At 36.9% G+C, this 19026-nt stretch carries 13 protein-coding genes; 5 read left to right on the forward strand and 8 right to left on the reverse strand.

Annotated features, from left to right (window positions below; all coding sequences use genetic code 11):
• Nucleotides 1-59 precede the first annotated feature (59 nt).
• The gene (locus tag QM491_RS22720) at nucleotides 60-1058 is read left to right on the forward strand and encodes a nucleoside hydrolase (protein WP_283329824.1); all 999 of its coding nucleotides are present in this window, start codon (nucleotides 60-62) and stop codon (nucleotides 1056-1058) included.
• A gap of 82 nt (nucleotides 1059-1140) precedes the next feature.
• Nucleotides 1141-1530 (forward strand): DUF1398 domain-containing protein, encoded by a 390-nt coding sequence (locus tag QM491_RS22725; protein ID WP_283329825.1) that lies wholly within the window; start codon nucleotides 1141-1143, stop codon nucleotides 1528-1530.
• A 168-nt stretch (nucleotides 1531-1698) separates the two neighbouring features.
• On the opposite strand, the gene QM491_RS22730 is transcribed toward QM491_RS22725, so the two are convergent.
• The 4 genes from QM491_RS22730 to QM491_RS22745 all read right to left on the reverse strand — a co-directional run bounded on the left by QM491_RS22730 (nucleotide 1699) and on the right by QM491_RS22745 (nucleotide 11709).
• Nucleotides 1699-4251, reverse strand: coding sequence for a family 20 glycosylhydrolase (locus tag QM491_RS22730; RefSeq protein WP_283329826.1), 2553 nt, complete (start codon nucleotides 4249-4251; stop codon nucleotides 1699-1701).
• 51 nt (nucleotides 4252-4302) lie between these two features.
• Nucleotides 4303-4731 (reverse strand): DUF6526 family protein, encoded by a 429-nt coding sequence (locus QM491_RS22735; RefSeq protein WP_283329827.1) that lies wholly within the window; start codon nucleotides 4729-4731, stop codon nucleotides 4303-4305.
• Between the two features lie 139 nt (nucleotides 4732-4870).
• The gene (locus QM491_RS22740) at nucleotides 4871-8443 is read right to left on the reverse strand and encodes a PAS domain-containing hybrid sensor histidine kinase/response regulator (protein WP_283329828.1); all 3573 of its coding nucleotides are present in this window, start codon (nucleotides 8441-8443) and stop codon (nucleotides 4871-4873) included.
• 359 nt (nucleotides 8444-8802) lie between these two features.
• Nucleotides 8803-11709 (reverse strand): DEAD/DEAH box helicase, encoded by a 2907-nt coding sequence (locus tag QM491_RS22745; protein WP_283329829.1) that lies wholly within the window; start codon nucleotides 11707-11709, stop codon nucleotides 8803-8805.
• Nucleotides 11710-12066: 357 nt separating this feature from the next.
• Between QM491_RS22745 and QM491_RS22750 the strand changes: the two genes are divergently transcribed.
• The 3 genes from QM491_RS22750 to QM491_RS22760 all read left to right on the forward strand — a co-directional run bounded on the left by QM491_RS22750 (nucleotide 12067) and on the right by QM491_RS22760 (nucleotide 13407).
• Nucleotides 12067-12279, forward strand: a complete 213-nt coding sequence (locus QM491_RS22750; protein WP_166551836.1) for a hypothetical protein — start codon at nucleotides 12067-12069, stop codon at nucleotides 12277-12279.
• Nucleotides 12280-12327: 48 nt separating this feature from the next.
• Nucleotides 12328-13074, forward strand: coding sequence for a hypothetical protein (locus QM491_RS22755; RefSeq protein ID WP_283329830.1), 747 nt, complete (start codon nucleotides 12328-12330; stop codon nucleotides 13072-13074).
• A gap of 81 nt (nucleotides 13075-13155) precedes the next feature.
• The gene (locus QM491_RS22760) at nucleotides 13156-13407 is read left to right on the forward strand and encodes a CBU_0592 family membrane protein (RefSeq protein WP_283329831.1); all 252 of its coding nucleotides are present in this window, start codon (nucleotides 13156-13158) and stop codon (nucleotides 13405-13407) included.
• A 318-nt stretch (nucleotides 13408-13725) separates the two neighbouring features.
• Here the strand turns inward: QM491_RS22760 and ccoG are convergent, their stop codons facing one another.
• The 4 genes from ccoG to ccoN all read right to left on the reverse strand — a co-directional run bounded on the left by ccoG (nucleotide 13726) and on the right by ccoN (nucleotide 18993).
• On the reverse strand, nucleotides 13726-15168 hold the full coding sequence (gene ccoG / locus QM491_RS22765; protein WP_283329832.1) for a cytochrome c oxidase accessory protein CcoG: 1443 nt from the start codon (nucleotides 15166-15168) through the stop codon (nucleotides 13726-13728).
• Nucleotides 15169-15632: 464 nt separating this feature from the next.
• Nucleotides 15633-16499 carry a cbb3-type cytochrome c oxidase N-terminal domain-containing protein gene (locus QM491_RS22770; protein ID WP_283329833.1) on the reverse strand — a complete coding sequence of 289 codons (867 nt, stop codon included), beginning with the start codon at nucleotides 16497-16499 and terminating at the stop codon, nucleotides 15633-15635.
• A gap of 26 nt (nucleotides 16500-16525) precedes the next feature.
• On the reverse strand, nucleotides 16526-16720 hold the full coding sequence (locus tag QM491_RS22775) for a hypothetical protein (RefSeq protein ID WP_283329834.1): 195 nt from the start codon (nucleotides 16718-16720) through the stop codon (nucleotides 16526-16528).
• A gap of 131 nt (nucleotides 16721-16851) precedes the next feature.
• Nucleotides 16852-18993, reverse strand: a complete 2142-nt coding sequence (gene ccoN / locus QM491_RS22780) for a cytochrome-c oxidase, cbb3-type subunit I (RefSeq protein ID WP_283329835.1) — start codon at nucleotides 18991-18993, stop codon at nucleotides 16852-16854.
• Between the last annotated feature and the right edge of the window lie 33 nt (nucleotides 18994-19026).

The following is a 19026-nucleotide window of genomic DNA, read 5'->3' on the forward strand; positions in this document are numbered from 1 at the left end:
TTAGAATCATTTACTTTAATTCAATAAATTTAACCTGTTAACAAAACCTTTTTTAATTGATGAGAAAAATCACATTTATAATTTTGCTCCTGTGCATCCCTCTTTGTCAAAGTTTTCTTTTGGCACAATCCTCCGAAATCAAACCTCGTATGCGTGTCATTGTCGATAATGATTTTAGTGGTGACCCCGATGGATTGTTCCAAATGGCGCACTTATTGTTATCTCCTTCTGTTGATATTCGTGGGATTATTGGTTCGCATTTGAGTGTCAAAGATGGATTTGATCCTTCTACTACACAAGCCGAAAATGCTGCAAAAAAGACTAAAGAACTTCTTCAAATCATGAATCTGGAAGGAAAAGTACCTGTAGTGGCTGGCTCTAACTCAGGCATGACAGACGATAATACACCTGTAAAAAGTGCTGGTGTAGACCTGATTATCAACGAAGCCTTGCGTACCGATACCAAACAGCCACTCTATGTGCTTTGTGGTGCTGGACTCACAGAGATAGCTTCGGCACTATTAACGAAGCCTGAAATTGCTGGAAAAATTACTTTGATTTGGATTGGTGGACCAGAATATGCAGATATTGCCTTACCGCCTCCTGGGTATTCGAAAGTGGAATATAACCTCAATATTGACCCAAACGCAGCTATGGCTGTATTTAATAAAACAGATGTAAAACTGTGGCAAATTCCAAGAAATGTATATCGTCAGGCGTTGTTCCCGTATTCGCATCTGGTGACAAAAGTCAAACCACAAGGTAAATTGGGCGAGTATTTGTACAAGGAGCTTCATACGCTCATGAGTCGCGTTGGACGCATTGGTGAAACTTATATTCTTGGAGATAGTCCTTTGGTTCTTTTTACTGCCTTGCAATCCTATTTTGAAGCAGACCCGTCATCAAGTTTTTATGTGGTAAAACAGGCTCCAAAAATCAATTCAGATGGGCAATATCAATATAATTACGATGGGCGAAATATTCGTGTTTATACTCAAATCGATAATTATTTGATGTTTAGTGATTTTCTTGCCAAGTTGGAAATGAATAATAAGTAACTCAAAAATCAACGATTTTTTACAATTTCTGGAAAAATCAAATGCCGAATTTTGTGCTATCAAACTTAAAAACAAATCAAATATGTTTACGGTAAAACAAATCAAAGAAGCACACGCAAAGGTAAAATCTGGAGCAGATTTTCCACTATACATTCAAGAAATTAAGGCATTTGGTGTCATAGGTTTTGAAACTTGGGTAAATGATAGTCATACAAACTACTGGGGTAAAAATAACTTTGAAACCTCATCTGAGCCCGTATATGATACTCTAATCATTGAAGATGACTGTACTCCAAGTATTTTTGCAGAAGACCTTAAAGCTCATCAAGCTGGAAAAACAGACTATTACCAATTTTGTAAAGATTGTGCCAAATCAGGTATTGAAAAATGGATCGTTTCGCTCGAAGAAATGACTTGCATTTACTATGATAAAAAAGGAAATCAGATTTTGGTAGAAACTATTCCAAGTTAATCGTAAAAGTCTAATTGATAGAATGAGTGATTATTCTAAAATTTAGTATTCTAGCTTAGAGACGCAATGCTTACGTCTAAAGAAGTGTATCAAAAAAGGCGTTAGAAAACCTATTTTCGAACGCCTTTTTTGATACTTCTGTCAAGATATTCCTAATATATAAGCAAATTAATTTTTAATTTCTATACTTCTTCCTCCTCTCCCATTAGGGGAAAACACCTTTAATTTGATTATTCCTTTCTCAGAAATTGGCTCAGTATATAATTTGCTTTGAGCAGTTGGCTCCGAGCCATCTACAGTATATCGAATTTCAAAGGAAGGCATCTGGGTATTGGCATACACTTTACCATTTTCCACTTTTGCGCCAGCCGTAGGTATTCTAAACTGATAGCCTCCTGATAATGACTCAATTTTAGGAAGTTCTTTTTGAGAAATGGTATTAACAAACACATTCCAAGCTTCTTGATATTGCTTTTTAGATAACTGATTATCGGCAGTTTGCGCCCATTGCGGGTCAGGAGCCCAAGCTCTTTCCACCAATCCTAGCATTTTGGGAAGCAACATATATTCCAACCTTTCTGGAGATTTAACGTTTTCGCTCCAAAGCAATCCTTGTATGCCGACAATATTACTTTTCCCAAAATCTGTTAGTCTGTCTTTTCCGACAAAATAACTTTGTTCTATTGGGTTACCTCTTCTGTCTTCTGTCGAGTTTTTGAAATAATCAAAAGGAATAAAGTAGAAAGGCTTATCAACATCCACAAACCCACCCCAATAATAGCCAGGCTCTTCGTAAGTTTTTTGATAAGACAAATCAAAATACATATTACTTACACAAGATAATATCACTTTATAGCCCGCATTTGCCAAGCGATATGGTAAATCTTCATTGCCCCATCCAATCATGTTATTCCAAACATTTACCTGAAAACCTTCATTTGCCAAACGAGGATTAGGAATCATCGTTTTTTGTCCCATCAATTGCGTTTTACGCATGGCGATTTCTTCCCATCCTGACAAAAACAATCCTTTCTTTTTGAGAAATGTATTAATCTTCCCAAAATAGTAATACCACAAATCATCTATATTGTCAACGGTTGGGTCAGCTTTTACCATATCCAGACAAAGTGGTGATTGTTCCCAAACTCCTGCGGGCACTTCATCTCCGCCAAAGTGAATAGTTGTCAATGGTGCGCCAGCGTCTTTGTACATGGCAATAATTTCGTCGGTTACTTTTTCGAGAAAAGTGTAAACTGACGGACGAGCTACGCAAATAACATTGTCTGTCCAAAGTTGAGCCGTGCGATATTGTGATTTATCCTCAGGGTCACGAAGCCAATATTTCTCTGCTTCTTCCATATTGCCTTGTGCTTTATATTTTTCATAACGAGCGTCCATGGCTTTGATCGAAGCACGAGCGTGCCCAGGAGATTCCACTTCAGGAATGATTTGAATATGGCGGTCGGTGGCATATTTCAAGATGTCAATAAACTCGGCTCTACTATAAAAACCACTACCTGAACTTTGTCCTGCATTCGGACCCGCGCCAAAAGAGGCTGGAAGAAAGTTTTTACTATCTAAAGAATGTCCACGATTGGCACCGACAGTTGTTAATTCGGGTAAGCCATTAATTTCTAATCGCCATCCTTCATCGTCGATAAAGTGTAAATGCAAAACATTCAGTTTGTAGGTTGACATCAAATCCAAAACACGCTTTAACTCCGCAGGTTTTTGAAAATTTCTTGCCACATCCAGCATCAAACTTCTAAAACCAAATCGTGGTGCATCTTCCACTTTCAAGCATGGAATCTGGATTTTTTCCACGCTATTTTTCCAAACTGCTACTGGAAATAAGTCCTTGAGCGATTGGATAGCATAAAAAGCCCCTTTTCTGGTGGAAGCACTAATGTTGATTTGTGTTGGCGTAATAGTCAAATGATATGCCTCCTCAGCCAAGTTGGTTTGTTTTGTAAATACAATCGCACTAGCACTTGCCTGAGAAGTTTCTTGTAATTTTTTACCCAAAACCTTTTGTAAATCTTCCTGAAAATAATTGATTTCAGTTTTCCATTCTGAAGGTGCAACGATTGAGGTTGTGGCATTTACCTCAAAATTTCCACTAGTCTTTTGATAAAATTGTGGCGTAGGAAAAATTGGGGGCAAATCACCAGCATTGACTTGATGAATCAAGGCATTTTTCTCATACAACTGAGTAGAGGTCAAATACCCTACTTTGTCCTCAGTTGGAGGTATTACTTTATACTTTTGAATGGTTTTCCCTTCTTCTGGTTTTTGCTCATTGACCCAATATAATCCAAATGGTGCATCGGCTATGTTGACAAAAATTTCGGAAGATAGAAAACTAATATCTAAGGTTTTTCCAGCTTCAAGTCCAGCGAAATTTGCTTTAGGGCTCAATTTGAAAATATCGCCGTTGACATGTTCAATCGTAATATTGGATGAAATAGAATTAGGATCTATATCTCGGATATAGTTAAAGTACAAACTCCAACCCGATTTTGGAAGTGCTTGTTTACCTGTATTTTTTAGTGTAAAAACAGATACATATTGTCGTTTTCCTTCAAAAGCATTTTGAGTTACTTTCCATGAAAACTCTAATTGTTCAGAATTGAAGATAGGTACTTTTTTTTGCGCTTTTCCTTCTAAACACAGCGTAAATAGAAGCGAAAAAAGCAGCCATGTTATTGATTTTTTTTTCATACGTATTTATAGAGTTGAAATAATTGGGTGGTAAAATTGGTACGTTCTCTTTTACGCACGATGATAATCTGGCTTCCAGTTTTGAATAGCGTGCTTGATTTCTTTTGCAGAAAGAGCTTCTGTTACCGCACGTTCGACCAAGGCGAGAAGTTCTTCATCAGGAGCAAACCTTAAAGCTATAATTTGTCCCATTCGCAAATTTGACGGTAAAAGTTTACCTGTCAGGACGAAATAACGTAAATTTTCTTCTGCACGGATAGCTCTATCTTGTGCTCGCAATGCAAAAGCTCTGGCATACCAAAACAATCCTAAAAGTGTGCCAACTATCAAAAGCAAGTTTGTTGCAAGTAGTGCCTGTTCGCTACCATATTTGACAGCGTAGATAATTGCAGCAATCATGGCACCTACCAACAATATAGACGTAATTACATGATAGCCAACGACATACTTTGAATGATTCTGAAAATTTTGTTCTTGCATGGAAAGTTTATGTTTGAATTATTTAGTTATTCCTCAAACTTAAAGACTTTCCGAGTTAAATCAAAAATTCATAGATAGGACCATACAAATAAAAAAGGCTATCCCTTTACAGAGATAGCCTTTTGGTAAACTACTTTTTCTAACCGTTTAGAATTTGATAAATAAGAGGCTTTATCGTTTCAATCTCTGCATCAAATTCATCCAGAAGACTCTTGAACTCTTCCTTATCAAATACTTTTAATTTTTCGATTTTACCTGCTCTCATTCCTAACTCTCTCATCCCAGCTGACAGAGCAGTACCTTTCATTTTATGACCCAATTTATTAAGGGCAATTAAGTTTTCCTCCTCAATTAGCGTTTGAAATTGATTAGTAATGGTTTCAAATTGAACCAATACCATTTCTAGTACTTCTTTGGCAAGTTCAGGATCGTCTCCCATTCTTTTAGACAAATCGGCAAAATCTAAATGTTGAGTGTCAATCGAACTAAGTAAGGCTGTTCCAATTGGATTATTCATATTCTGTTCTGTCTTGAGCCATTTATTAAGCGCTCGTTCGAGGGTATCCCTCACGAATGGCTTCATTATATAATCGTCCATACCAGCGTCTAGGCATCGGGTTTGCTCGCCCTTTACTGTACCTGCTGTGAGCGCAACGATTGGCGTGTGTTTACTAGTTTCTTTAGTTCTGATGATTTGTGTGGCTTCATATCCGTTCAATTCAGGCATTTGAATATCCATCAATATCAAATTTGGCGCATGTTTTTCATACATTTCCACTGCTTCTCGACCATTCTCAGCGGTAAGAATACGGGCTTCTGGCAATACTGCTTTCAAGACCGTCAATGCCAAAAACATATTCACATTATTATCTTCAGCAATCAAAATAGTATAATCACCTGATTTCATCAGGTTGTTTACCATATTAGCTCTATCAAAATTAATATTATTGTCCTTAGAACGTCCACTTACTTGAAGTATTGCTTCATATAGCTTATGAATGGTAATAGGTTTCACCATTCTTTTGGCAACATCTAGCTCCTCACAGGCTTTTATCACCATATCGTCGTCTGAAGAGCTATGCAATAGTATAATTGGAGTATCTAAGAGTAGCTCTTCTCGAATAATTCGGATTGTTTCGAGGCCATCTATTTCTGGCATGTGATAATCCATGATAATCAACTCTGCATCTTTGGGGCTTTCCTGTAGATATTGAATTACCTTTGAGCCAGATTCTAAAGATTTGGCATAAATCCCAGAAATACCCAGCATTTCTTCCAAAATTGCTCGATTGCTACTATTATCATCAACGACCAGCACATGAGAAAAAGTTCCTTGTAAATTGAAGGCAATGTCCTCATCTTCATGACTTTCAAACTCAACATCAAAGAAAAATGTACTTCCTTTATCCAACACACTTTCAAGCTGAAGCTGACTATCCATCAACGACAACAATTTATTAGAAATAGTTAAGCCCAAGCCTGTTCCTCCAAATCGTCTGGTTACAGAAGCATCTTCTTGGGAAAAGGCTTCGAAAATTTTTACGATATTTTTGGGAGCAATCCCTATTCCTGTATCTCTAACTGCAAACCTCAGTATATTATGGTTAAGGTCTATTGCTTCTATTAATTCTACCTTTAATTCTATTTCGCCATGATGCGTAAACTTGACAGCATTGCCTAATAGATTCACCAAAATTTGTCTCAATCGCACCCCATCTGCGTGCAAATAACGTGGAATCGCTGGAGAGATATGAAGTAATACCTCTAAGTTTTTTTGATGTGCTTGATAACTAACCAAGTCTACGACCTGACTTCCTAATTCGAAAACATCTATTTGTTCGATTGAAAGTTCAAGTTTGCCAGCTTCAATTTTTGAAAAATCAAGAATGTCATTGATCACATCCAAAAGTGCATGAGCAGAATGATGAATTGTAGACACATACTGCTTTTGCATTTCGTTCAAACCAGTCCGAATTAACAAATCTGTGAATCCAATTACTCCATTAAGAGGCGTACGGATTTCGTGACTCATATTTGCCAAAAACTCAGACTTCGCTCTACTAGCAGCCTCAGCATGTTCTCTAGCATTATGTAATTGTTGCTCTATTTGTTTTCTTAACGTAATATCTCTAACAACTGCTTGAATCAGTTGCTCACCTTCAATGTTTAGTTTTGATAATAGTACTTCGGCCAAAAATGTTTCGTTAGTATCTTCTTTTTGGCAAATCCATTCAAACTGATGACTTTGATTTTGTAAACACTGTAAAACATGGGCATTTAGGGTTTCGGCAATATTTTCAGTATCTTTCTGGAATGTTGCAGATAGGTCTAATGCTGATTTTTGACATAGAGACTCCTTTGATTTAGCACCAAAAAGGCGAATCGCCGCAGGGTTACAGTCGAGACATCTATATTGGGAAAGTACCAATACGGCATCGCTTGTAGAATCATACAAAGCTCTAAATTTTGCCTCGGAACGAACAATTTCTAATTCAGCTTCTTTTTGTTTAGTAATATCATGCAAATAGCCATGCCAAATCACACCATCATCTACTTTTTCGGGTGTTGATTCACTACGAACCCATATTTTACCCTTGTGTGGTAAAACCAAACGAAAATCTATAGACTTTACCTCTAATGTTTGATATGATTCTTCAATGGCAGTTAATAATCCTTTTACATCTTTGTTATGGATTCTTGAAAAAGCTTCTACATAGCTAGTTTCCTTATATCTTATAGAAGTCTCAAACAAATCAAACAATGACTCTGAACAATATACAATAGTCATGCGACCATCATGATATCGTTTTAACTGATACAAACCACCAGGGACTTGATTGGAAAGTTTTTTGAAAAGCTTATTATCATTTCTAATGGCTACTTCATTTTCTTTTTCTTTGGTAATATCTTTAAACGTTCCGTAGAGTCTTTTACATTTTTTCCCTTCAAACTCACCTTCGCCAATGATTCTAATCCATTTTTTCCTATTTGTAAAAGTCTCAATATGTAATTCTATATCAAACGGAATACCTGTTTCTACAGTAGACTTAAGAGCTTCAAATAGAATCGATTTACTTTGAGGGTCTTTATAAAAACTTAAACTACCTTCAACATCCAAATCAAAATTATCTGGTACTTCGAGTATCTCTCGGGCCTCTTTGGTCCATTTCATTTGATAACCTGGCAATTCAATTTGCCAAGCACCAATACGGGCCATTTGGCTACTTTTAGCAACAATTTCCTTAGAAAGCTGCAACTGTCCCTCGTTGTTTCCCCATTGACTTGTAAGGACTAAATTATTTTGAATTTTTTGCTGAATTTTTAAAGAGGTAATATTTTCAAAATGAATGATGATTTCTTTTTCATCTGTACTGTCATTCCAACCACATTTTGCACGTATCCACACCAAATCACCTATAAAATGCTTTGCTCTAAATTCCAAAACCACCACTGGATTATTCAATTGTACAAAATAATTTAGTGAGGAAATACACTCTTCTTTATCTTCGGGATGAAAAGCCTCAGGATGGTGAGCCAAATTTTGCACACTCTCATAACCCAACAATTTTACTAATTGTGGTGCAAACCAAAACCTATCGAGGTTATTGACAGAGCAAGTCCATAAATCTTTAATAAAAAACTCATAAACAAACTCTGAAAAGCCCGACGTTGTAGTCAGATGAGTGTCTTTATGTTGATTGAATTGATTCATATAGATTTGAAGCACGAAGTGTATTGGTTAACAAAATACTGGTTAGTAAAAATCAAATAGATAGTTTTCATACTAAAAATTAGCGGTTATGGTTGTATGAAATACTACAAATGTTATTTGATTCAAAAAACTAGCCAGTGGGAGCACTTATTCTGAAACCTTATCTACGAAAAAACTACCCTTTTGGACGTATTTAATTAACAATATTTTCGATTGAAGATGAGTGCCTTATTTTTCAGTTATAAGGTAATCCTAAAACTTAGCTACACTCAATAATTTAACGCAAAAATTTCTTCTCAAAGTTCAACATAATTCGCGTTTTAGGATATAACCAATTAGCTATAAGCAAGACAAAAAAGTTATATTTTGGAAAGATACTGATAGAGTTTTCCTGAGGGTGAAGTTGGATTTTTCTGAAAAACTCCTGCATTTCCTATCACCACAAAACTACTCTTAGCTCTCGAAACAGCCACATTTAGCATGTTTGGGCGATTTTTCCTATCAAAAAAGAATACTTCGGCATCATCTTGGGCATACACCGGAGAAAACACAATAATTTCTCTCTCTGCTCCTTGTAAAGCATGAACCGTGCCTATTTTCATAAGATGCGTATCTATCCCTATTTTTTTTAGTTTTTTATATAAAATTTTTCGTTGACCTCTAAATGGCGTTATAATTCCGACCAGTTCTTCGATTCGTTTGTATTGCTTTGCTTTTTCGGTATAGTGCCTTTCTATGGTACTTTTGTTGGTCAATAACCAGCGACAGATTTCGTCTGCTTCTTCCTCATTAAATCTTTCTTTATTCCTTACTGTCGAGCTACTTGGTTGGTCGAGCAATACCATCGGAGGGAAAATTTGTTGGGATGAATCCGATAGCTTCATGGGCTTCAAAAGTCCTTTGTAAGCCAAATCATTGCAATAGCTAATTATGGCAGGATGACAGCGACGATGCTCTAACAACATAATACCTTTTTGTTCACTAATAGGGTCAAAAACGTCTGTCGCTTCCAAAGCCATTTTCATAATGGAGCCATTAGATGCCGTAAAGCCTCTTTCTTGCAGCTTGCTCAAAAACGCATCTTGTTCATTTTCAATCAATTCGTTTTTCAGCAAATTTCCTAAGTCTATTTTAAAAATGGTATTCCAAACAGGCTCAATCTGCTGAATATCGCCTACAATTACTGCCTGCTTTGCCAAGCCAAAACTTGCTAATCCTACCTCTGGACTTACCTGACCTGCTTCGTCAACTATCAGAAAATCAACAAACTCTAACATCGGAGGGGTTTCCCATTTTTTAGTTCCGTCTTCATTCTCTCCTGCAAATTTGAGATAGGAAAAGAAACGAGGAGCCATAAAAAATGTACTCACAAAACAAGGTGTCAGCATGGCACGGGTGCGCCACATGAGTTTGCGACCAGCCAAACCCTTATTGGGCGACTCATTTTTGAGTTGATCTGTAATAGCTTCTAGCCAACGTCCCTCCCAATAATGGGTTGCCAGCAAAAAGGCTTTATATCTAATTTGGGTATCTACTTCGTCAAAAAAATATTGGTTATGAGTATTAAACTGCCGTAGCTTCAGAAAATCCTTCTCCCAAACTTTCTCTTCATCTGTACAAGGGTTCGAGAAAATTCCGTACTGGCGCTTCCATTTTTCCCAAACAGCCCAAGCTTTCAAGACTTCTTGAATCAACTTCAATTTTGTTTCAAAAAAGCCTTTTAAACGACTTCTAGACGTATCTTTTAGCGGTTCTAAATTCAATACTGTTTGACGAACCATCGGTCGAGCAGTGGCCTGAATATGATACAGCTGGTCTTCGATACTACTCTCAATGGCTAACCAATAATCCTGATTTTCCTCCAAATCAACCCAATGCTTTTGGTCTATCGAACGTTGGGTAAATTCTGCCATTTTTTCGCAAACTATTTTCCATAAAATCCGTCCTTTTTCCAATGATTTTTGGAGGTTTTTTATCTCAGTTTGCAACCAAAAATAAGCTTCTGAAATATCATCTGTTCGCTTGTGGGTATATCGCTCGACCATGTTTAAAAAATACCTTTCAGCCTTTTCGACATAAGCTTCTTCTTCCAGACGAGCAAATAGCCCAGAATCGTCCAATTTCATATAATTGATATTGACGAGTTCTTTTTCGTTTTTATTTCTTGCTGGCAAATACGTGGCATACCCTTCCAAATCGGGTAGCCAACGCTCTTGTAAATCTTGAATTCGCTCGGAGCGTACAGGTTTAAAACTTTCGATGATATTTAGCACCGCTTGGTTATTGGCAGAACACGCCAACAAGATTGCAGGGTCTTGACCTTGAATGGCGGTTTGCACCATTTGATTGGCTACAATGCTTTGGATTAGTGTTGTTTTACCTGTTCCTGGAGGGCCATTTACAGCAAATACCCTTGATTTTCGTTCTTGGCTGAGCGTTGCCAAAGCATTTCGTTGCGAAATACTTAAAGGAAAAGCACCGCCCATTTGTCCCAAATGTTGCAAATGGGTTTCCAACCACTGTGAAACTACCACGGGTGAGGTAAAGTTTTTTTGTTCCTTCAAGCCAATCATATCCTTCAGTAAGGCTGGCAATTGCTTGGCATTTTCGAGATGTTCGTACAAGGATACAATGGCTGCGCCCGCCTGCATATCTTTTTCGGGTACGACAATGGTAGTTTCGTAAACCACACGATAATCATCTTCCGAAAACTCTTCCATGGCTTGTCCTCTCAACAACAAAAAACTTTCTTCGAGATATTCTACATAATTTTCCCAACGTAAAAAAGTATTTCTGTCTTTGGATAAAAGTTCTTCAAGCGAGTCTAATTGACAGAAAACAAAATCGGTATCTTCATTTCCCACAGGACTCATCCATTCGCGAGGAACAATAGGATAATATTCATCAACTATCGAAAAATGACCTCCTCGATGAAGCAAAATCGGAAACCAAAATGGATATATAGGTTTTGGTGTAAAAAACAGATGCTCCTCTCGCTGGGGTTCGAGATAGCTGGGCGAAACTAGTAGCTGTAGCACCTCGGGACGTTCCCATTTAGGGTCTTTGTCTGAACGAATGCCTTTTTCGTAGTTACGTTTTTTTTCTTGTTCCTGAAAAAATGTTTCGCATACTTGTTCATCAATCATTCCCAAGCGCCAAACATCGGCAGAAAAACGAAGCTTTTCGTTTACTTCTACATCAATATTGGCTTTCATGGCTTGCGCCAAACACGTTTTCCAGTATGCTAATAATTTTTTTTCAATCATGGTTGGTTGTAGTCCTCGGTAAGAAATAAGAAAACAAAGGTAAAGGCTTAGCGCCAAAGTGAAAAGTGAACACGCACAAAGTAATTAGCATCCATCTATTTTTAATTTTAGTTCAGAATTATGATTAACAATTGCAAAACATTAGTTATCAACCTATTACATTCGTAAAAGTCGAATCTCAGACATTCAAAAAGATAACCTCCTCATTTACAATTATATACACCCAAAGCTAATCATTCAAAACTCCAAACTTATTTGTCTTTCACAAAATATTTTATTCAAAAAATAGTTATATTAGCAATACGAATGTAATTTTGTTTAGATTCCATTTTGAATGATGTTAAATACTAAGTGATTATGGCTCTTCTTAAAAATATCATGGCTTTTTTATTTGGTTCAGCAGAATCAGACTATCCAGTTTTGGGAAAAAACTCAAAATTGATTTTGTCCGATGCCAACATGGCTGAGCAATTATTAACGGCTATCGACCGTGAGAGAAATAGCGAAAATATCATTACTATTTCTGGAACAAAAGGCTCTTTCCGTGTTGAACGAGTTTCTGAAATTTAACCAATATCTCTTCTTTTACAGATTTTCCTGTAGACCTTAACTGCATTTATGTCAGGAATCACCTACGGCGTTGCGCTGATTATTTTATTCTTTATTCTTCCTGGGGGACTTTTCCGAAAAGCTTATTCTCCGATTCATCTTTCTAATTATCATTTACGAGCCAGTAATTTTGCCGAAATCGCTACAACTTTAGGATTTGGGATGGTTATTCAATGTCTTGGTATTTTGATGATTAACAAATATCATCCATCACTTTATATCGATTTTCGTTTGTTGGCTAAACTACTATCTAGTCCCGACGAGGTAGTGCTTTCAAAAGTACAAAAGCATTTGATTCCAATTTTTAGTTACAATGCCTGTTTGTTACTTTTTAGTTACGTCATAGGCAGTTTGCTACAGCGACTAGTGCTATCGTTACGTCTAGATGAACGCTTTTTAGTACTAAAATTCGACAATGCTTTTCACTATGTTTTTTCAGGAAAAATGTTCTTAAAGAAAGATACAGAAGAGATATTGACCTACATGAATGTTTGTGTCAAGATTGATAATGACTTTTTTGTGTATTCTGGTTTTTTATTGGATTATCAGCTCAATAAAGACGGACATTGTGAATTGATAGAACTTGGAAAGGTAAAAAGAAAGGTAATCGATAAACATAACACAGAGTTTAGCCATATTCTCAAAAAGAACCAGCATCATGAATACAATCTGTTTTGTGACAAGTTGTTTATTCCATATAATCAAATTCTCAATTTTGGCATAACCTACTTCCGTGTTCAGCGTTTAAATGGATAAATAAATATTATCCTTCCCTTCTCGTTTTGTCTGTCTGTAGTAGATTTAGTATTTTTGCCGATTCATTAAAAATCAAAAACAATGTTGTGGATTGATATTCTAGTAGAAGCCTTAGGTTGGATTGGCTCGGTGTTGATTGTCGGTGCGTATGCACTCAATATTCAAGGGAAACTGCGTGCCGACCAGCCCTTATATATTTGGAGTAATATGATTGGTGGCGTATTTTTTATTGTAAATACGATTGCTCATAAAGCCTATCCTTCTGCTTTGGTCAATGTTGTTTGGGTAGCTATTGCGGTTTACTCTATTTTAAAAACTAAACAAACAAGGTGATAGAAATCTCTAATTTAGTGATTTGAGATTGACTGAATGAGTGATTTTTTTAAACCTACCTTTCACTCGTAGAGACGCAATGTTGAAATATAGTATCAAAAAAGGCGTTCGAAATGAATTTTTCGAACGCCTTTTTTGATAAACAGTAAATAAATGCCTAGCATTTGAGTACTTTTCCCAAAAATTCGGGAAGACTCTTGTTTTGATACTACTATGCTATGTCTAACTCGGCTTTAGACGCAATCATTGCATTTCTACAACTAGAATACAAATTTTAGAATAATCACTCAATCTCAAATCACTAAACTAGGAAAGTCGCTACTCCATCGGACCAAGGAAGGAGGTTTTTACTTCATCTATTACTTGTCCGTTGCTTAAAATCTCGACTTTGAGTTTGATCGAAGGAGACTCCAACTCTTTTTTAGGAATAACGATAAAGAAAGAACCTTTTGTCAAATCGCTTTTATTGAGCTGAAGAGGTTTGCCAATCAGTTTGATTTGAGCCGCAGGATAGTCTTTCACTCGCAATGAAACTGGCATAGAATTGATGGTCTTATTCAAGATTTCAATATTATACAAGTTAGAAACATTCCCTTTTTCCTCTTGATACGTTAAGCCTGGTGTGCGCAAAAGCGTTGTTTCAACGTCGCTACGAGTAATTAACATATATGCCAAAATCCCCAATAAAGCTACTAATACACCCGTATAGGCTTTTATACGTAAATTAAACGATAATTTATTTCCCTGTTCGATACCATCTAAAGAAGCATAACGAATCAAGCCTGTTGGTTGGTTGGTTTTTACCATTACCTCATCACAAGCATCGATACAAGCTGTACAGCCAATACATTCGAGCTGAGTACCATTACGAATATCGATACCCGTTGGACATACTTGCACACAAATACTACAATCTACACAATGTCCTTTGTTGGCATTAGGATTTGCCAACGCTTTTAGCTCTTCCAATGGATTGGGTTGTTCTTCAACCTTTTTCTTTTTGCCACGAGGTTCGCCACGAAGAAAATCATAGGCTACGATAATAGATTTTTTGTCTAGTAATACCCCTTGCAAGCGACCATAGGGACAAACTACAATACAAACCAATTCACGGAATTTGGCAAAAACGAAATAGAATACAAAGGTAAAAATGACAATAGCGACTAACCCAGAAATATGATTCAGTGGATTATCGAGAATGATAGAAAACAGCTCTCTTTTACCGATAATATAGGCCAAAAATGTATTAGCAATTAGGAAGGAGATAATGAAGAAAATAATATGCTTGGAGGTTTTCTTCACAATCTTTTCGGTATCCCAAGGCTGTGCATCAAGACGTTGTTGAGCTCGATAATCACCTTCAATGAAATTTTCGATTTTACGGAAAAGCATTTCCATAAAAATGGTTTGAGGACAAGCCCAACCGCACCATACACGACCAAAAATTACGGTAAAAAGTATAATAAAAACGATAAAAGTAAGCAAACCAAAAGCCACTAGATGGAAATCTTGAGGAAAAAAGGTTACTCCAAAAAATATAAACTTTCGTTCAATTACATTAAAGAGAAATAGTGGACCACCATTAACTTCTACAAATGGAATTCCGAAAAGAAATCCCAACAAAAGCCATGAAAAATAAGTACGAAGCTTGTACAACTGGCCTACAACTATACGTGGATATATCCAAATACGTTTCCCTGTTTCGGTGACATTCGAAAGATGATCACGGAATTCGGTGGTATCAATTTTAGGAGGTTTCATAATTTTAAGAGTTAAATTTCAGCACATAAGTGAATTAGAGTATGTTCAAACTTTATAAGTTGCTCAAAATAGGCACTTACAGTTTGGTATTTGGTTTTATGAAATCCTACTGTTTGAGCCGCAGGCGAGTTTAGGATTTCTTGACTTTCTTTTGCGGCCGCCGCGCGGTTACTTTTCTTGTGTCAAGACAAGAAAAGTAAGGAGTTGCGAACGGAAATTTCGTTTTTTCAATAAATACCAAATGATTTTATTAACATACTTTTAGAAATAGTAATTCAAACAAGCTATTCAACTAAGCTATCTTGTTTGTTTTTATATATTATCTAATGGCTATTTCATTTAATCAATCTTCTTTAAAAAACAATTCGAACGCATCGAGGCTTATGCACTACCCATAAGTCTCGAACGTCCGAATCGTAAAAAAGTATTCTTGAAAGGCATTCATTTCTGTTAGCCTTCAAACATTATTTCATGCTAACAGCAGCTTCTACTTTGTCTCCTTGTGGAGCTTTAGCATTTGCAGGCTTTGTTCCTTGAATCGACACAATGTAGCTCAACACTTGTTGCACTTGAATTGGGTTCAATGTTTTTTTCCAAGAAATCATCCCTTTTTCAGGCACACCCTCGTTGATAGTATGGAAAATAGCTTTTGGTGAACCACCATGCAACCAATATTCATCTGTTAAGTTCGGACCAACAACCCCTTCACCATTTGCACCGTGACATGCTACACAGTTTTGAGTATAAATCTTTTTACCATCCTCAACACCTTTGGCATCTGTCAATACTTTCACGTTGTCTTCGTTTACCGAATTAGCAAACTTTTTCATGTACTCTTCGCGTGCTTTTTCGGCAATGGTTACTTCTTCGGTATATTCATTGTTCATGATTTTACCATTTCCGATTACGTGGTAGCCTATCAAGTAGAAAATACCAACGATAATCGTGATGTAGAAAAGGTACATAAACCAAGGAGGAGTTGGGTTGTCAAGTTCAGCAATACCATCGTATTGGTGCTCCATAATTTGGTCTTTTTCAAACTGAATAGGCTTCAAGCTCCAGAATTTTTGCCAGAAAGTACGATTTTGCATCGCCTGTTCAAACTCAGAGCTTTCAGTTTTAGGTTTGAAAATATTTCTGATTTGTGAGTTCAAATTGAGCGTAACAACAATAATTACTGCACAAATCAAGGTCATGATACCGAGCAAAGTGATAATGAATAACTCCTGCCCTGATTTAAGCCCTGGAAGAAAAGTATTTTGGGCTTCTTCGGCCGCAAACATCGAGAATGAGACCAGACTTAATATTGCTAAAATAGATAATCGCTTCATCGGATTGGTTATCAATTAGAAAGTTGTCAAATAGAAATCACATCTTGAAGCTCATTTTGGTTACTGTCTTCAAGTGGTAGGTTTTGCATTTTATTCAAGTAGCTTTTGTCCATAATGAACAAATAAATGCTTACAAGAACGAAGAAGGCCATAAATATGATAAACGAGGTAATCATATATACATCAGCGCCGTCTACTTTATCGATAAATTGCTTAAACATGGCTTTAGTTTTTTTTTACAGCTAAAGAGAATTTTGAGTGGTGAGTTGTGAATTACGAATTATAAAACGTAAAATATCAATAAATTAAAATTTTAAATTCATCACTCACAACTCAAAACTCATCACTCTATTTAGTTTGCCGCAGTTTCAGTTTTCTTAATATCTGTACCTATTCTTTGTAGGTAAGCAATCAATGCAATGATTTCTTTGTCTGAAGAAACTTTTACACCTTCCTTAGCAAGATTTGCTGCAATACCATCGGCCTGAGCTTTTAGGTTTTCTTGTGCTTTTTGAATTTGATAAGTATCATAAGGCACACCTAATTTTTGCATCGCTTTCATTTTTGCCTCAATGTCAGCAGTATTCAATTTTTGTTCTAACAACCAAGGGTATGGAGGCATAATAGAACCTGGCGACATCGAAACTGGCTCACGCATGTGGTGATAGTGCCAAGAGTCTGGATATTTACCGCCTTCACGGTGCAAATCTGGACCAGTACGTTTTGAACCCCACAAGAATGGGTGATCATATACAAATTCACCTGCTTTTGAATATTGACCATAACGTTCGGTTTCACTTCTGAATGGACGAACCATCTGGCTGTGACAGTTTACACAACCTTCACGGATATACAAATCACGACCTTCTAATTCGAGCGCAGTGTATGGCTGAACAGCACTGATAGTTTCTACATTTGATTTTACCATGAAAGTAGGAATCAATTCTACAGCAGTACCGACCAAAATCATTACCAATGAACCTACCAATAATGGAATTGGTTTGCGTTCGAACCAACGGTGCCAGTAAGTATCTGTTCCTGTTGGTGTGTATGCAACTTCCAAAGCTGGAGCTTCTGCTGGTTCGTTTGCTTCCAAAGAACCTTGCGCCATTGTTTTGAACAAGTTGTAAGCCATTAAGATAGCCCCTGTCAAGTAAATCAAGCCACCGAAAGCGCGCATTGCGTGCATTGGTAAAATTTGTAGCGTCGTTTCAAGGAAGTTACCGTATTTCAAGGTTCCCTCTGGTGTAAAGTCTTTCCACATCATACCTTGTGTAAAACCTGAAATATACATTGGTACTGCATAGAAGATAATCCCTAAAGTACCTAACCAGAAGTGTACGTTAATTAATTTTTTAGAGTAAATCGTTGTGTGGTAGATACGAGGAAGCAACCAGTAAAGAATTGCAAAGCTCAAGAAACCATTCCAACCCAAAGCACCAACGTGTACGTGTGCTACAATCCAGTCAGTGAAGTGAGCAATAGCGTTTACGTTTTTCAAAGAAAGCATAGGTCCTTCGAAAGTTGCCATACCGTAGCTAGTTACCCCTACTACCATAAATTTCAAGATAGCATCTTCACGAACTTTGTCCCAAGCGCCACGCAAAGTCAACAAACCGTTAATCATACCACCCCAAGATGGAGCAATCAACATAATCGAGAATACCGTACCTAATGATTGTGCCCAGTCTGGTAAACTAGTGTATAATAAGTGGTGAGGACCAGCCCAGATATAGATAAAAATCAAAGCCCAGAAGTGCAAAATCGATAACTTATAAGAATATACGGGACGATTCGCCATCTTTGGCAAGTAGTAGTACATCAATCCTAAGAAAGGAGTTGTCAAGAAAAATGCTACTGCATTATGACCATACCACCACTGTACTAAAGCATCTTGAACACCTGCATACAAAGAGTAACTTTTGAAAAGAGTAACTGGTAATTCAAATGAGTTAACTACGTGTAATACTGCTACTGTAATAAATGTTGCAATATAAAACCAGATAGCTACATATAAGTGACGTTCGCGGCGTTTGAAAATAGTACCAAACATATTGATACCAAATACTACCCAAATCAAAGTGATAGCTATATCGATTGGCCATTCTAGTTCAGCATATTCTTTACTACTTGTTAAACCTAATGGAAGAGTAATGGCTGCTGCTACGATAATTAATTGCCATCCCCAAAAGTGAATTTTCGAAAGAAAATCGCTGAACATTCTGGCTTTACAAAGGCGTTGAAGGGAGTAGTAAACACCCATAAAAATAGCGTTTCCTACAAAAGCAAAAATAACTGCATTGGTGTGTAAAGGACGGATACGTCCAAATGTACCATATTGCGTAACATTAAGCTCAGGCTTGAAGAGTTGAGAAGCGATAATAACGCCCACCAACATGCCCACAATCCCCCAAATAATCGTCGCAACGGCAAAGTTTCGGACAATCTTATTGTCGTACTCAAAGCGTTCGATGTGTGTACTGATAGCTGACATATTTTTAGATTATAAATTGGTTACGAGAACAAT

The organism is Flectobacillus longus (assembly GCF_030056705.1).
In the GTDB taxonomy this organism is placed as follows: domain Bacteria; phylum Bacteroidota; class Bacteroidia; order Cytophagales; family Spirosomataceae; genus Flectobacillus; species Flectobacillus longus.

Bases quoted from the DNA above. Each gene is read 5' to 3' on its own strand.
- QM491_RS22720 (WP_283329824.1), top strand. From the start codon at position 60: ATGAGAAAAATCACATTTATAATTTTGCTCCTGTGCATCCCTCTTTGT.
- QM491_RS22725 (WP_283329825.1), top strand. From the start codon at position 1,141: ATGTTTACGGTAAAACAAATCAAAGAAGCACACGCAAAGGTAAAATCT.
- QM491_RS22730 (WP_283329826.1), bottom strand. From the start codon at position 4,251: ATGAAAAAAAAATCAATAACATGGCTGCTTTTTTCGCTTCTATTTACG.
- QM491_RS22735 (WP_283329827.1), bottom strand. From the start codon at position 4,731: ATGCAAGAACAAAATTTTCAGAATCATTCAAAGTATGTCGTTGGCTAT.
- QM491_RS22740 (WP_283329828.1), bottom strand. From the start codon at position 8,443: ATGAATCAATTCAATCAACATAAAGACACTCATCTGACTACAACGTCG.
- QM491_RS22745 (WP_283329829.1), bottom strand. From the start codon at position 11,709: ATGATTGAAAAAAAATTATTAGCATACTGGAAAACGTGTTTGGCGCAA.
- QM491_RS22750 (WP_166551836.1), top strand. From the start codon at position 12,067: ATGGCTCTTCTTAAAAATATCATGGCTTTTTTATTTGGTTCAGCAGAA.
- QM491_RS22755 (WP_283329830.1), top strand. From the start codon at position 12,328: ATGTCAGGAATCACCTACGGCGTTGCGCTGATTATTTTATTCTTTATT.
- QM491_RS22760 (WP_283329831.1), top strand. From the start codon at position 13,156: ATGTTGTGGATTGATATTCTAGTAGAAGCCTTAGGTTGGATTGGCTCG.
- ccoG (WP_283329832.1), bottom strand. From the start codon at position 15,168: ATGAAACCTCCTAAAATTGATACCACCGAATTCCGTGATCATCTTTCG.
- QM491_RS22770 (WP_283329833.1), bottom strand. From the start codon at position 16,499: ATGAAGCGATTATCTATTTTAGCAATATTAAGTCTGGTCTCATTCTCG.
- QM491_RS22775 (WP_283329834.1), bottom strand. From the start codon at position 16,720: ATGTTTAAGCAATTTATCGATAAAGTAGACGGCGCTGATGTATATATG.
- ccoN (WP_283329835.1), bottom strand. From the start codon at position 18,993: ATGTCAGCTATCAGTACACACATCGAACGCTTTGAGTACGACAATAAG.